This is a genomic window from Rhizobium sp. SRDI969 (assembly GCF_025152725.1).
Lineage (GTDB): Bacteria > Pseudomonadota > Alphaproteobacteria > Rhizobiales > Rhizobiaceae > Rhizobium > Rhizobium leguminosarum_I.
The window spans coordinates 4800894-4814050 of sequence record NZ_CP104035.1 but is presented as its reverse complement, the minus strand read 5'-3'; the positions used below and the strand labels follow the sequence as shown (position 1 = coordinate 4814050).

Annotated in this window: 15 protein-coding genes; 10 read left to right on the top strand and 5 right to left on the bottom strand. The window is 62.5% G+C overall.

Annotation, left to right across the window (positions count from 1 at the left end; genetic code table 11):
• The first annotated feature begins 7 nt into the window (after window positions 1-7).
• The 4 genes from N2A41_RS23710 (at window position 8) to ybaK (ending at window position 2748) form a co-directional block, all read left to right on the top strand.
• Window positions 8-607, top strand: coding sequence for a 2'-5' RNA ligase family protein (locus tag N2A41_RS23710; protein WP_260109868.1), 600 nt, complete (start codon window positions 8-10; stop codon window positions 605-607).
• Window positions 608-709: 102 nt separating this feature from the next.
• Complete coding sequence (locus N2A41_RS23705) at window positions 710-1771, top strand: succinylglutamate desuccinylase/aspartoacylase domain-containing protein (RefSeq protein ID WP_260109867.1); 1062 nt, start codon at window positions 710-712, stop codon at window positions 1769-1771.
• Between the two features lie 120 nt (window positions 1772-1891).
• The gene (locus N2A41_RS23700) at window positions 1892-2242 is read left to right on the top strand and encodes an ArsC family reductase (protein ID WP_222385577.1); all 351 of its coding nucleotides are present in this window, start codon (window positions 1892-1894) and stop codon (window positions 2240-2242) included.
• Window positions 2243-2274: 32 nt separating this feature from the next.
• The gene (gene ybaK / locus N2A41_RS23695) at window positions 2275-2748 is read left to right on the top strand and encodes a Cys-tRNA(Pro) deacylase (RefSeq protein WP_222385578.1); all 474 of its coding nucleotides are present in this window, start codon (window positions 2275-2277) and stop codon (window positions 2746-2748) included.
• Window positions 2749-2804: 56 nt separating this feature from the next.
• Here the strand turns inward: ybaK and N2A41_RS23690 are convergent, their stop codons facing one another.
• Window positions 2805-3248 carry a MarR family winged helix-turn-helix transcriptional regulator gene (locus N2A41_RS23690; RefSeq protein WP_260109866.1) on the bottom strand — a complete coding sequence of 148 codons (444 nt, stop codon included), beginning with the start codon at window positions 3246-3248 and terminating at the stop codon, window positions 2805-2807.
• Between the two features lie 82 nt (window positions 3249-3330).
• Here N2A41_RS23690 and N2A41_RS23685 point away from each other — a divergent pair, with 82 nt between their 5' ends.
• Window positions 3331-4014, top strand: a complete 684-nt coding sequence (locus N2A41_RS23685; RefSeq protein ID WP_260109865.1) for a glutathione S-transferase family protein — start codon at window positions 3331-3333, stop codon at window positions 4012-4014.
• Between the two features lie 126 nt (window positions 4015-4140).
• Window positions 4141-5394 carry an aminopeptidase gene (locus tag N2A41_RS23680; protein ID WP_260109864.1) on the top strand — a complete coding sequence of 418 codons (1254 nt, stop codon included), beginning with the start codon at window positions 4141-4143 and terminating at the stop codon, window positions 5392-5394.
• On the opposite strand, the gene N2A41_RS23675 is transcribed toward N2A41_RS23680, so the two are convergent.
• A complete protein-coding gene (locus N2A41_RS23675) occupies window positions 5342-6253 on the bottom strand; it encodes an EamA family transporter (protein ID WP_260109863.1) in 912 nt (303 codons plus the stop codon). The two genes, N2A41_RS23680 and N2A41_RS23675, sit on opposite strands and share 53 nt — an antisense overlap.
• 81 nt (window positions 6254-6334) lie before the next feature.
• Between N2A41_RS23675 and N2A41_RS23670 the strand changes: the two genes are divergently transcribed.
• Window positions 6335-6835 (top strand): MarR family winged helix-turn-helix transcriptional regulator, encoded by a 501-nt coding sequence (locus N2A41_RS23670; protein WP_017966604.1) that lies wholly within the window; start codon window positions 6335-6337, stop codon window positions 6833-6835.
• 3 nt (window positions 6836-6838) lie between these two features.
• Here N2A41_RS23670 and N2A41_RS23665 read toward each other — a convergent pair whose 3' ends face one another.
• Together N2A41_RS23665 and xseA are read right to left on the bottom strand one after the other, a co-directional pair.
• A complete protein-coding gene (locus N2A41_RS23665) occupies window positions 6839-7432 on the bottom strand; it encodes an NAD(P)H-dependent oxidoreductase (RefSeq protein ID WP_260109862.1) in 594 nt (197 codons plus the stop codon).
• Window positions 7433-7434: 2 nt separating this feature from the next.
• Window positions 7435-9015, bottom strand: coding sequence for an exodeoxyribonuclease VII large subunit (gene xseA / locus N2A41_RS23660; RefSeq protein ID WP_260109861.1), 1581 nt, complete (start codon window positions 9013-9015; stop codon window positions 7435-7437).
• A gap of 340 nt (window positions 9016-9355) precedes the next feature.
• Here xseA and N2A41_RS23655 point away from each other — a divergent pair, with 340 nt between their 5' ends.
• Window positions 9356-9601, top strand: coding sequence for a hypothetical protein (locus N2A41_RS23655; RefSeq protein ID WP_017966601.1), 246 nt, complete (start codon window positions 9356-9358; stop codon window positions 9599-9601).
• Between the two features lie 127 nt (window positions 9602-9728).
• Here the strand turns inward: N2A41_RS23655 and N2A41_RS23650 are convergent, their stop codons facing one another.
• Complete coding sequence (locus tag N2A41_RS23650; RefSeq protein ID WP_260109860.1) at window positions 9729-11576, bottom strand: hypothetical protein; 1848 nt, start codon at window positions 11574-11576, stop codon at window positions 9729-9731.
• A gap of 161 nt (window positions 11577-11737) precedes the next feature.
• On the opposite strand from N2A41_RS23650, the gene N2A41_RS23645 reads away from it, so the two are divergent.
• Window positions 11738-12745, top strand: a complete 1008-nt coding sequence (locus N2A41_RS23645; protein ID WP_260109859.1) for a glycosyltransferase — start codon at window positions 11738-11740, stop codon at window positions 12743-12745.
• Window positions 12742-13119 carry a GtrA family protein gene (locus N2A41_RS23640; RefSeq protein ID WP_170257332.1) on the top strand — a complete coding sequence of 126 codons (378 nt, stop codon included), beginning with the start codon at window positions 12742-12744 and terminating at the stop codon, window positions 13117-13119. Before N2A41_RS23645 ends, N2A41_RS23640 begins: the two co-directional genes overlap by 4 nt.
• Window positions 13120-13157 lie beyond the last annotated feature (38 nt).

The following is a 13157-nucleotide window of genomic DNA, read 5'->3' as shown; positions in this document are numbered from 1 at the left end:
AAATTCCATGAACCAAATGCCCCTCGACTTCGGAGACGACAAAAATGATCGCGGACAGCGGAACGAAAGCTACGCCAGCGGACACCGGCTTTTCTTTGCGCTCTGTCCTCCTGATGCCATCGAGCAGCAGGCGGCCGCAATCGCCGATGACTATCGTCGAGCCTTCTCCCTTTCCGGCAGGCCGCGCTTGACGACATTGCATGTGTCGATCATCGGGGTCGGAGACTATCCGAAGCTGCCGGAGGATGTGGTCTTCGCGGCACGGCAGGCCGGCGCCACGGTCGAAAGTGCGCCGATCGCAGTGACCTTTGACCGGATCATGCGATTCCCGCAGGCGCGAGCGCTTGTGCTTTGCGGCGAGGGCGGACGGAAACCGCTCACCCGAGTGCATGTCCAACTGGGCGTCGGCATGCACAATGCCGGATTGCGGCATAATATCAGGCGGGATTTCACGCCGCATATGACGCTGCTCTACGACCGCAAGGCCGTGCCGCCGACGACTCTCGACACACCCGTTTCATGGACGGCGTCCGAATTCCTGCTCATCCACAGTGTTCTCGGAAAAACCGAACATCGGATTATCGATCGCTGGCCACTGCTGGGCTAAGGGCAAAGTGTTCGCGGATCTCGGCTTGCGCTTGCCTGATTTCCGCGCATAAAGCTCCGAAAGCCTGTTCCGGCATTGGTGCAAACGGGGAGCGAAATCAGCATGGACGTTTCAGAGATCATCATCCCGGGCGATACGCCGGGAGCGGAGTGGCGGCTGCCGGTGCTGCGCTTTACGGGCGGCGATCCGAAGGCGCCGAAGTCCTATATCCAGGCGGCACTGCATGCCGGCGAACTGCCGGGAACGGTGCTGTTGCATTTCCTCTGCGAGAGGCTGCGGCAGGCGGAAAGCCAAGGCGGGATCGCCGGCGACATCACCATCGTGCCGCAGGCCAATCCGATCGGTGCGGCGCAATCGCATTTCGGCGAATTGCAGGGCCGTTTCGACCTGGGCTCGCGCACCAATTTCAACCGGGACTTTCCGCGGATCTCCGTGGCCGATCGCCCGACGCTGATCGAAGACCTCGACGATTATCCGGCTACCGGCAGATTGAAGCGACAGTTGCTGCATTTGGCGCTCGGGGCCGATCTCGTGCTCGACCTGCATTGCGACGATGAATCGCTGCAATATGCCTATATCGACGAGGCCTTCTGGCCGGAGGCGGCCGATCTTGCCGCTGCACTCGACATGGAAGCCGTGCTGCTTTCGGATGGAGAAAGCTCGGCCTTCGAGGAGGCCGTCGGCTTTGCATGGAAATATGAAATTCCCGGCGAACGCCTATTCGAGCTGCCCGGCAGACTTTCCGTCACCGTCGAGCTGCGCGGCAAACGCGACGTCGATCCGGTATTGGCGAAAAAGGACGCCGACGGGCTCTGGCGTTTCCTCGCGGCACGGGGGATCGTCGCCGACGAAAAGCCGGCGGCAACGGCATTTTCCGGTCCGGCCGTGCCGCTCGACAATGTCGAAATCATCCGCGCTCTGGAAGGCGGAGCCGTGCTCTTTCATCGCAATATCGGCGAGAGGATTGCGGAAGGCGACCGCCTAGTGACGATCGTTACCCGGCCAGGGCAGCCGGGCGGCAGCATCGAGCTCACCGCGCCACAGGATGGGCTGATCCTGACACGAACATCCGACCGGCTGGTGCGGCGGCGCGGCGACCTGATGAAGATCGCCTGCGACGAACCCAGCAAGGCTTCGCGCAAGGCCGGCACGCTGGAGAATTGAGCCACAGGCCGGCTTTGTCTGCCTCGATCGTCGACGCGCTCGGGGGATAAAACGTCGCACGGCGTTTGCGCCGGCCCTCGTGCATGTTATCTCGCGCCATCACAGGGAGATCGATCGGGCATGGCCGTCACCATCTATGGCATCAAGAATTGCGACACGATGAAGAAGGCGCGCAGCTGGCTGGAAGAACACCGCGTCGCCTATGAGTTTCATGATTACAAGGCGCTGGGCATCGACCGCACCCATCTCGAAGCCTGGATCGACCAGGCCGGGCTCGACACCGTGCTCAACCGCGCCGGCACCACCTTCCGCAAATTGCCCGATGCGGAGCGCGAGAACCTGACCCGGGAGAAAGCGATCGCCCTGATGCTCGACCAGCCGTCGATGATCAAGCGGCCGGTGCTGGAGGCGAAGGGGAAATTGCTGATCGGCTTCAAGCCGGAGATTTACGCCGGTGCATTCGGCGGCTGACAGGCGACCGGGTGAACTCACGAGGGAAAGAGATGTCCAAGACCACGCGCGCGACACAGGTTCTTTCGCAGGCGGGCATCGCCTTCACGATCCATACCTATGACTACGACCCCAATGCCGAGCGTGTCGGGCTGCAGGCGGCCGAAGCGCTCGGCGAGGCGCCGCATCGAGTGCTGAAGACGCTGATGGCGGAGGTGGACGGCAAACCGGTCTGCGTCGTCGTACCGTCGGACCGCGAGGTCAGCATGAAGAAGCTGGCGAGCGCCTTTCACGGCAAATCGGCCAGCATGATGAAGCCTGCGGATGCCGAACGGCTGACGGGCTATCATGTCGGCGGCATCAGCCCTTTCGGCCAGAAGAAGACCGTGCCGACGGCGATCGAGGAAGCAGCCCTTGGCGAACCGCTCGTCTATATCAATGGCGGGCAGCGCGGCCTGCAGGTGCGGCTCGATCCGAGGGATGCATTGAAGGCGCTGAAGGCTGTCGCCGCGCCGCTGATTGCCTGATCGGAGGATGATGCCGAAAAGCGTAAGCGCTTTTCGGACGAATCATGCTGTTGAATCTAGAGGAAGCGGTCGAGCAGGCCGGCGATCGCCTTCGCCTCGTTTTCAGCAAGCTTGCAGCCGATATGGGTCTCGATCGATCTGGCATAGACGGTCCACATGCGCTCGCGAAGCTTTCGGCCGGCATCCGTCATCACCACCCAGCGGCCGCGTCCATCCTTGGCGAAGACCTCGCGCCGGACCAGGCCCTCTTTTTCCAGCCGGTCGAGCAGGCGAGAAAGATTATACTGGGCCAGCAATGTCCGCTCCTCGATCTCGTAGGGGCGCAGCTTGCCGTCTTGCGAGCGCGCCAATTCCCACAGCACGTCATACCAGGCAAGAGGCGGCATGCCGGCCGTTTTCAGGTCGGCTTCGATGGCAGCGAGCAGCCGCTCGCGGGCGCGCATGATGCTCGTCCAGGCAGAGGTGACCGCTTCGCTCGGATTCGACGGTTTTTCAAACATAAATGCAATTACATCTATCTTGAATTCCGCCGCAAGCGATATTAGATGTATTTGCATCTATCGCCGTAAAGTGGAGACCGCCATGAGTAAACTTACCCTCGTCAGCCATCATCTCTGCCCCTATGTGCAACGCGCCGCGATCGCGCTGCTTGAAAAGGGTGTGCCCTTCGAGCGCATCAGTATCGATCTTGCCGACAAGCCCGACTGGTTCCTGAAGATCTCGCCGCTCGGCAAGGTGCCGCTGCTGCGGATCGAGGAGGAGGATGGCAGCGAGGCGGTGCTGTTCGAAAGCAGCGTCATCTGCGAATATCTGGAGGAAACACAGCCAGGTGTGGCGCTGCATCCCAAGGACGCGCTGACGCGTGCCCGTCACCGCGGCTGGATGGAATTCGGTTCGTCCGTGCTTTCCGATCTCTGGGGTTACGAGACGGCGCAGGATACCGCGCAGTTGGAGGCCAAGCGCACGGCGCTCATCGCCAAATTCGCAACGCTCGAGAAGGTGCTGACGGGCTGGCCGTATTTCGCCGGCAACGACTTCAGCCTCGTCGACGCTGTCTTTGCACCGGTCTTTCGGTATTTCGATGTCTTCGACACGCTTGGCGCCAGCGGCATCTTCGAAGGGCTTGAGCGGGTGACGCGCTGGCGCAAGGCGCTCTCCGAGCGGGCGAGCGTCCAGGCCGCCGTTGGCGAAGACTACCCGCAGCGGCTGATGGGATTCCTCGACAAGCATAACTCGATCCTGCTCAGGTTGCCTGCCGCAGCTTAAAGCCCCGCGAGCGGCCGGACATATAATCCGGCCGCTGCAATTCGGCAGCGGCGCGCTTCATTTTCGCCGCAAACGGGTCTAAGTCTTCCAGCCTCACACCGTCGATGACAGAAGGCAGGTTGAACGATGACTTTCATGCCCCAGAGCCAGAACGCCGTTGATCCCGTCAAGCTGGAAAAGCTTGCGGAAGTTGCCGTCAAGGTCGGCCTTCAGTTGCAAAAAGGTCAGGACCTGGTGATCACCGCGCCTGTCGTAGCGCTGCCGCTGGTTCGCCTGATCACCAAACATGCCTATCTGGCCGGCGCCGGACTGGTCTCCGCCTTCTATTCCGATGAGGAAACGACGCTGGCGCGCTATCAGTACGGCAGCGACGGGAGCTTCGACCGCGCCTCCGGCTGGCTCTACGAGGGCATGGCCAAGGCCTATACCAACGGGGCGGCCCGTCTTGCGGTTGCCGGCGACAATCCGATGCTGCTGTCCGAGCAGGATGCCGGCAAAGTCGGCCGCGCCAATCGCGCCAACTCCACCGCCTACAAGCCGGCGCTGGAGAAGATCTCGAATTTCGACATCAACTGGAACATCGTCTCCTATCCGAACCCGTCCTGGGCCAAGGTGGTTTTCCCCGACGATCCGGAACCGATCGCCATTGCCAAGCTTGCCAAGGCGATCTTTGCCGCCTCGCGCGTCGATGTCAGCGATCCGGTCGCCGCCTGGGCCGAGCACAATGGTAATCTTGCCAAGCGCAGCGCCTGGCTGAACCGCGAGCGCTTCGCCTCGCTGCATTTCAAGGGACCGGGCACCGACCTGACGATCGGCCTTGCCGACGGGCACGAATGGCATGGCGGCGCTTCCACCGCCAAGAACGGCATCACCTGCAATCCGAATATCCCGACCGAGGAAGTCTTCACCACGCCGCATGCGCTGCGCGTCGAAGGCCATGTTTCGAGCACCAAACCGCTTTCGCATCAGGGCACGCTGATCGACAATATCCAGGTGCGCTTCGAGGGCGGGCGCATTGTCGAGGCCAAGGCCTCGCGCGGCGAAGAGGTCTTGAACAAGGTGCTCGATACCGACGAGGGCGCGCGCCGGCTCGGCGAAGTGGCGCTCGTGCCGCATTCCTCACCGATCTCGGCCAGCGGCATCCTGTTCTACAACACGCTGTTCGACGAAAACGCCTCGTGCCACATCGCGCTCGGCCAGTGCTATTCCAAGTGTTTCCTCGATGGCGCGACACTGAGCCAGGAGCAGATCAAGGCGCAGGGCGGCAATTCCAGCCTGATCCATATCGACTGGATGATCGGCTCCGATAAGGTCGATATCGACGGCATCAAGCCGGATGGTTCACGGGTTCCGGTGATGCGGCAGGGCGAATGGGCCTGAGCGGCTTCATTATGTGCTGACTGAACCAGACACTGGCAAGCACCATGGCGAAACCGCCGATCTGCGCCGGCGTCAGGCTCTGGCCGAGCGCCAGCCAGCCGAGCATTGTCGCGACCAGCGGGCTCAGAAAGCCGAGCGAGGCGACCGCCGAGGGCTCGATGCGTGACAAGCCGCGAAACCAGAGCAGATAGGTAAAGGCTGCGCCGATCAGCCCGAGATAGGCGATGCCGGCGATGTTTGCAGCGGTCGGGATCGGCGGCGTCGGTTCGAGGAAAAGGGCGAAAGGCACCAGCAGCATGCCGCCCGCCGTCAATTGCCAAGCGGTGAAGGTGAGGTTTGAGACCGGCGGCGCCCAGCGCCGCGTCAGCACCGTGCCGAAGGCCATCGAGACGGCGCCGGCGAGACCGGCAGCGACACCTATCGGATCGAGCCCCGCCTTCGGCGTCAGCACCAGCAATCCGACGCCGGCCATGCCGGCGAGACCGGCCAGCACGGCAAGCGGCCGGATCGGCTTGCCGAGAAAAAGCCGCGACAAAGCGATGACGATCAGCGGCTGCACCGCGCCGACCGTTGCGGCAACGCCACCTGGCAGCCTGTAGGCCGAGACGAAGAGCATCGCCCAGAAAAACGAGAAGTTCAGCGCGCCGAGAACGAAAGTCCTTCCCCACCAGATGCCGAAAGGCAACTTTCTGACCAGGAAGAGAAGCAGCAAACCGGCCGGCAGGGCGCGCAGCATCGCCACCGTCAGCGGATATCCGGCCGGCAGGAAAGCGGTGGTGACGATATAGGTGCTTCCCCAGATGGCGGGTGCGAGCGCGGTTGCCATAAGATCGGCGACATAGCGTGAATTTGTCTTCACATCAAGAATCTCTATTTCAAGATAAACTCATCCTACACCTTCTTATCTTGACGTCAAGATAATGAATGATATCGATGGAGCATGAGCGGAGACCGCAAGTTGGACCATGTCGACAAGATCCTGGCGCAATGGCGACGGGAGCGGCCGGATCTCGACGTCGAACCGATGGGCATCCTCGGGCGCCTGAAACGCCTGAGTACGCATCTCGGCCGCGAGGTGGAAGCCGTGCTCACGCAGCAGGGGCTTTCATCCTCCGCCTTCGACGTGCTGGCGACGCTTCGCCGCGCCGGCGCGCCCCACCGGCTTTCGCCGGGGGAGCTCCTGGAGATGACCATGGTCAGCTCCGGCACGATGACGAACCGCATCGACCAGCTGGAGAAGGCGGGCTACGTCGAACGTATCCTCAATCCGGAGGATCGCAGGAGCGTGCTCATCGCGCTGACGGAGAAAGGGCTTGCGACGGTGGAGACCGCCGTCGATGCGCATGTCGCCAATCAGCACCGGCTGTCGAAAAATCTGAGCGCCGCCGACAAGGCGGAGCTCGACAGGCTGCTGCGCAAGTTTCTTGCTGACTTCGAATAGCGCCTATCGAATTGCCGATAGCAGCTTACGCACGCGATCGAGATGCGCCCTGCGCTTTGCATCCGTGGCCCGGTCCATGTCGTGCAGGCTGAGCATGCGGAAATTCAATCCCTTCGAGCAGAAGGCAGCGATGCCGCGCTTCAAGAGCCGGCGCACCGGATCGCCCATATAGAGACGTACCAGCCACCAGGGCGAGCCTGTCGTCGTCAGCGCATAGAGCAGCCTGATATGGGTCAGTTGCGGCACGATACGACCGCCGCCGGCATCATGGCTGAAGGCAACGCCGGGGGCGAAAACACGGTCGAAGAAACCCTTCAGGATCGCCGGAAAATTGAACCACCATTGCGGAAAGACGAAGATCAGACCATCGGCCGCCTTCAAGCGAGCAACGATATCGGCTACGGCTGACGTGTCATAAGGCAAGTCGAAATAGCCGCCGCGCTCAGCCTTCGAAAGGCGTGGATCGAAATTCTCGGCATAGAGATCGAGCAGATCGACAACATGGCCGGAGGCTTCCAGTGCTTCGCGGGCCGCGCGCGCCACCGAGGCGGCAAAGCTTTCCGGCAACGGATGGGCAAGCACCAGCAGGATTCGCATCGTCAGAACAGGCTTCCCTGCTTCGGCGGTTCGGCGGGTTTTGCGCTGCGCTTCTTGGCACCGGCCGGCGGCGTGCCGCCTTCCGTGGTCAAGGCGCCGACACGGCCGTCGGCGAATTCGATGGCGATGCCCATGCCGGCGGAGAGGTGAGCAGCCTGCGAGACCGGCCTGTTATCCTCATCGCGAATGACGGCGTAGCCGCGCTTCAGCACATTCTTATAGGAAAGCGACTGCAGCACGCGATCCTGCGCGGAAAGCTCGGCGCGCGCCCGGGTCAGCTGGTGGCGGATTGCCGTATCGGCATGGCGCGAAAGATTGCCAAGGCGTTCGCGACCGCGGTCGGTCTGGGTCTTCAGCCGGGCAGGCAGCGACGAGAGAATTGCCTCGGCGCGGTCGACGCGCGATTTCGAGCGGTCGAACAGCCGCTCGACCATGCGCTCGGCCCGCACTATCCGCTCGTTCAGCGTCTGGCGGCGCTCGGCGATGCGATTGGACAGCACATCAGGACGCAGATGCGCGGCGACGCGCTCGAAGCCGCGGCGCTTGTTGATGGTGTTCAGCTCCAGCCCGCGGCCGAGGCCGGCTGCCGCCTCGTCGAAACGGCGGCGCGGCAAGGCGAGAAGCTGATCGAGCGACGGCAATGCCCGCATCAGGGCACGCACCGACTGGCGGCGCTGATCCATCTGCCGGTTCATGCAGCCCTGCAGGCGCGCGGCAAGAGCAGCCGTCTGCGCCTCCAGTTCCGCCTTGACAGGCACCGCCATTTCCGCGGCCCCGGTCGGCGTTGGAGCACGGATATCGGCGGCATAGTCGATCAGCGTCCAGTCGGTTTCGTGCCCGACGGCCGAGATCAGCGGTATTTCGCTTTCGGCGGCGGCACGCACGACGATTTCGTCGTTGAAGCTCCAGAGATCTTCCAGGCTGCCGCCGCCGCGTGCGACGATCAGCACATCCGGACGCGGGATAGCGCCTGAAGGTTCCAGCGCGTTGAAGCCGCGGATGGCGTTTGCCACCTCCTCGCCGGACCCCTCGCCCTGCACCTTCACCGGCCAGACGAGGACATGCACCGGAAAACGATCGGAGATGCGGTGAAGAATATCGCGGATCACGGCGCCGGTCGGCGAGGTGACGACGCCGATCACGCCGGGCATGAAGGGCAGCCGCTTCTTGCGGGTCGCATCGAACAGGCCCTCGGCGCCGAGCTTGCGCTTGCGCTCCTCGATCAGCGCCATCAGCGCGCCGGCGCCGGCCGGCTCCAGCGTCTCTATGACGATCTGATATTTCGAAGAGCCCGGAAAGGTGGTGACCTTGCCGGTGGCGATGACTTCCATGCCCTCTTCCGGACGGAACTTCAGCCGCGAGAAGGTGCCCTTCCAGATGACGGCGTCGATGCGGGCGCGATCGTCCTTCAGCGCGAAATAGGCATGGCCTGAGGAGTGCGGCCCACGATAGCCAGATATTTCGCCGCGTACGCGAACCTGGTCGAAGGCGGTTTCGACGGTGCGCTTGATCGAGCCGGAAAGTTCCGAAACAGAATATTCGGCGAGGTTGGTCGGCGAATCGCCGTCGAAGACGTTGCTCATCCCTCTTTCTATGTCCAACGGCGGCAAACGGAAAGATCGGCACTGGAATTGGGATCGGTTTTCCCGGCCATTGAGATCGGTCGCGCGAGGGGTTCGTCGTCATTGCATCAAGCATGCTCATCTCCCGGGATCCTGCACATGCACTCGTTGCAGCCGCGCGAATAACAACAAAATCGAGTAAATATGTTTTGTTGCGGAACGGATAGTTAGAATATGCGTTTTACCCGAAAGGGATTGCTAACCACCGCAATACAAAGGCTTTTCGGCGAGGACCGCCGGTAAATCTTTGTTAGTTGGCCCTTCCTATGCTTCCCCTCGTTATCACTGGGAAGGTGCTGAAATGATTATTCTCACAGCAGCAGCATTGGGCGTCAGCGCCGGGCAGATGCGTTCGGCAGGCGTGATCGCGTTGGTCGCGGCGCTGATCGGAATGACATTCGCGCTGGCGGCGATAACCTCGCCCGGGCCGGTGTCTATTGTCGCATTCGTCTATGCCGTGCTCGGCTATAATGGCGGCCTCATGCTCTTCGTGCTCGGGCTCTACGCCAATCAGCGCCTTCGCCGCGCCACGCGTGCTACACACTGAAAGCGCGTCGCGATCTTTCTGATCGCTCCTCGCGCTTTAGGTCCTCATCTCCAACGCATGCCTTTATCGCCCAACCGCGGCATAGTTTTGCGCGACATGCTTTATTCCGTCTTGAAATTTGCCCGCGTCAGTTCGTCGCCGGCCGATAGCGAAAGAACTGCACGCCCACGTCCGCCGCCTTCGGAAGCGGTTCCAGATAGGGCGGAATATTGCCCTTGCCGAGCTCAGCATAGAGCCCGTCCGGCTTCAGCTTGGCGATCTCGCGCGTCTGCAGGTCGCCGGGGCAGAAGGCCAGCACCGTCACCCCGGTCCCCTTCAGGAAGGCTTCCGCCTCCTGCGGCTCCGCCATGCCGATATGCAGTTCCGTCAGCATGCCGCCCTGATTGCGATGATAGGGCGCGGAGAGAACCCGGTTCTGCGTGAAGCGCAGGATCGACACGCCCATTTCCGACGGAGCGGAGATCAGTCCGGCCGGCAGCCCGGCGAGCGGCGCCAGCGCCGCTTGCGATGTGCAGGAAATTTCCTTTGCCGGCTTCGCCGCCTTCTTCTGCGCAGCATTCTCCATCTGCAACGAGATAAGCCCCCCACCGACGGCCCAGGCGGCCGGAACGCTTGCGAGCACGGTCACGATATAGACGAAGGCGGCTGCGACATTCTCGCTGTCGATGTTTGAGATGCGCTTGATATCGATGATCAGCAGGGCAAGCGGCAGGATGGAGATCAGATTCGAGAAGGTGGAACCGCGCACCTGGACCAGCGCGATTGCCCAGCTCGTCATCAGCAGGAAGAGCAGGATCAGGTGGATCTGCACGCGGTCACGCTTGATGACGCGGAAGATGCAGACGGCGATGCCGAACCAGCCGGCCGCATAGAAGCCACCGATCGAGAAGGGATCAGTGCGCCCGAGAACGAAAACCGACTGCGCTTCCGAAACATTCCTCAGCCAGAGTTCGACCAACATCGGATCGAGACCGGCCAGCGGATCGCTCAGGCACTGCGGTGCGATCACGATCGCCTGACCGAGAACACCGGCGCCGACGACGGCGAGTGCGGCAAAGCGCAAGGGCCGGCGCAGGCGGCTCGCGAAAACCGCCGAAAACAACAGCAACCCGCCGCCGATCGCCGCCAGGCTGTAGTAGCCGAGCGAGAGATTGTCGCAGGTGACCACCGAATAAAGCCGAGGCGGCACCGTTGCGAAGAAGAGAATGCTGATCGCAATCGCCAGCGCCAGCCCGAAGGCCTTGGCGGCGGCAGCAAAATCTTCGCCCTCCCATGCCCAGAGCAGGGCGATGGTCAGGCAGACGGCGGCGACGAAGGGGGTCGTCTCGGCGCCGATGGCGATGGCGATGGCTGCCGCGATGCCGGCGACCACATAGCTCCAGGCGCGACGCTCGGGATCCAGCAGCATCGCGATCATCGTCGCGACCAACGCCAGCTGCGCGTTGTGATGATCGATGGCGCCCGGCGCGAAACGGTTTCCGGTGTAGATCGCAAGACCGGTCAAGCCGAGACTGATGTGCATGGCGGCAACGCCGCCGATGCGCCGACCGGCAACCGCCATGGCGAGCATGGCGGGCAGGATGAGCGATACCGGCCAGACGCCGAGCGCCAGCGCCTCTGCCGTCTCATGCGGTACAAACAGGCTGAAGAACCAGATTAGCGAGGCAATCGGCAGATCGATCAGTCGTGACCAGTGCATCAGCGTGCCGCCGTCGAGGCCGAGACGGTATTGCATCAGGTCGAACCAGCCCTGCCCGGTCAGAAAATCGCGAACTTCGACGAGACGCATTCCGTCGTCATTGTCGGGGCCGACGTAATCGGTGGCACCGGAAAGCTTGGTGATGAGGATGGCGGCGGCAAGGATGACGCTATAGGCGATGACAACAGGCCAGAGACGCGTCAGCAGGTCGCGTAGCCCGACCCGAGAGGCGTCGATTGCGGATGATGCTTGGGAGATCGGCTGCACAGCGTTCATCGTGGTTAGCGGTTCGTTTCCGGATGGCGAAGCTTAGCCGCCGCCGATCAAGAAAGTGTAAAGCCGTTTGTGGCAGCCGCTGATTTTGCCTGCGTCATAGGGTCTTATTAACGGCGCATGATTTAGGCTGAGCGCGGCTTTCAAGTGTAACGAGTAGAGTCATGGCCCGATCGCGCACCGACAATTGGAATATTGCCGTTCTGCTTCCCTGCTATAATGAAGCGGCGACGATCGGCGCTGTCGTTCAGGGTTTTCGGGCGACGCTGCCCGATGCTGCGATCCATGTCTACGACAATAATTCCACCGACGGCACCGCGCTGCAGGCAATGCTTGCCGGCGCGCATGTCGTGCGCGAGCGGCGTCAGGGCAAGGGCCATGTCGTGCGCCGGATGTTCGCCGATATCGACGCCGACATCTACATCATCGCCGACGGCGACGGCACCTACGCGCCTGGTGATGCCGAGGAACTGGTGCGCACGCTGCTGACCGAGCGCGCCGACATGGTGGTTGGCACCAGGCGCGGTGTGCACGCCGATGCCGGCCGTCAGGGCCATGCGCTCGGCAACCGGCTTTTCAACCTGCTTTACCGGATGATCTTCGGCCCCGATTTCACCGATATCTTTTCCGGCTACCGCGCGTTTTCGCGCCGCTTCGTCAAGAGCTTCCCGGCGGTATCGGGCGGCTTCGAGATCGAAACCGAGATGTCTGTGCATGCCTCGCGGCTGAAGCTGCCGGTCAGCGAGCTGGAGCTCGACTACGGCCGCCGGCCGGAAGGCTCGCATTCCAAGCTTTCGACATTCCGCGACGGCGCCAAGATCCTCTGGATGTTCGCGATGCTGATGAAGGAAACCCGGCCCTTCGCCTTCTTCAGCGCGATCAGCGCCACCTTCATGCTGGCGAGCCTCGGTTTCATGGCGCCGGTGCTGGCGGAATATTTCGAAACGGGACTCGTCAGCCGCATGCCGACCTGGGTGCTGTCGACGGCGCTGATGATGATCTCCTTCATGCTGTTCACCGCCGGCGTCATCCTGGATTCCGTCGCACGCGCCCGCGCCGAACAACTCCGTATCCATTATATGGGCCTGGAAAGGCCGAGCGCGTTGAAGGCACCGCTCAGCGACGCAGGCCCGGTATCGCGCGCGCCTCCCGGCAAGGCGGATGCGGCATGAGAAAGCTCATCCGCTTCGCCATTGCCGGCGGCATCGGCTTCCTCGTCGATGCCGGCATCCTGTCGGCGCTCCTCCATCTGACACCGCTCGGGCCGTTTCTGGCGCGGCTCTTCGCAATCGCCTTCGCCATGGCGGCAACCTGGGCTTTCAACCGGAGCTTCACCTTCGATCGCACCGGCCGTTCGCTGGCCGCCGAAGGCTTCCGCTATGGCTCGGTCGGGGTGACGGCAGCGCTCGTCAATTACGGGCTCTATTCCGCGCTTCTGCTGTCGCTGCCGGCGCTTCAGCCGCTGGCGGCCATGGTGATCGCCAGCGTCGCCTCGATGATCTTCAGCTTCTTCGGCTATTCGCGCTTCGTCTTCCGCGCCGAGTGAGTAGAGCGCCGCGCGTCCAATAGGACGCGCTAAGGACG

Coding starts and splice junctions, on each gene's coding strand:
- N2A41_RS23710 (WP_260109868.1), top strand. CDS start 8: ATGAACCAAATGCCCCTCGACTTCGGAGACGACAAAAATGATCGCGGA.
- N2A41_RS23705 (WP_260109867.1), top strand. CDS start 710: ATGGACGTTTCAGAGATCATCATCCCGGGCGATACGCCGGGAGCGGAG.
- N2A41_RS23700 (WP_222385577.1), top strand. CDS start 1,892: ATGGCCGTCACCATCTATGGCATCAAGAATTGCGACACGATGAAGAAG.
- ybaK (WP_222385578.1), top strand. CDS start 2,275: ATGTCCAAGACCACGCGCGCGACACAGGTTCTTTCGCAGGCGGGCATC.
- N2A41_RS23690 (WP_260109866.1), bottom strand. CDS start 3,248: ATGTTTGAAAAACCGTCGAATCCGAGCGAAGCGGTCACCTCTGCCTGG.
- N2A41_RS23685 (WP_260109865.1), top strand. CDS start 3,331: ATGAGTAAACTTACCCTCGTCAGCCATCATCTCTGCCCCTATGTGCAA.
- N2A41_RS23680 (WP_260109864.1), top strand. CDS start 4,141: ATGACTTTCATGCCCCAGAGCCAGAACGCCGTTGATCCCGTCAAGCTG.
- N2A41_RS23670 (WP_017966604.1), top strand. CDS start 6,335: ATGAGCGGAGACCGCAAGTTGGACCATGTCGACAAGATCCTGGCGCAA.
- N2A41_RS23665 (WP_260109862.1), bottom strand. CDS start 7,432: ATGCGAATCCTGCTGGTGCTTGCCCATCCGTTGCCGGAAAGCTTTGCC.
- xseA (WP_260109861.1), bottom strand. CDS start 9,015: ATGAGCAACGTCTTCGACGGCGATTCGCCGACCAACCTCGCCGAATAT.
- N2A41_RS23655 (WP_017966601.1), top strand. CDS start 9,356: ATGATTATTCTCACAGCAGCAGCATTGGGCGTCAGCGCCGGGCAGATG.
- N2A41_RS23650 (WP_260109860.1), bottom strand. CDS start 11,576: ATGAACGCTGTGCAGCCGATCTCCCAAGCATCATCCGCAATCGACGCC.
- N2A41_RS23645 (WP_260109859.1), top strand. CDS start 11,738: ATGGCCCGATCGCGCACCGACAATTGGAATATTGCCGTTCTGCTTCCC.
- N2A41_RS23640 (WP_170257332.1), top strand. CDS start 12,742: ATGAGAAAGCTCATCCGCTTCGCCATTGCCGGCGGCATCGGCTTCCTC.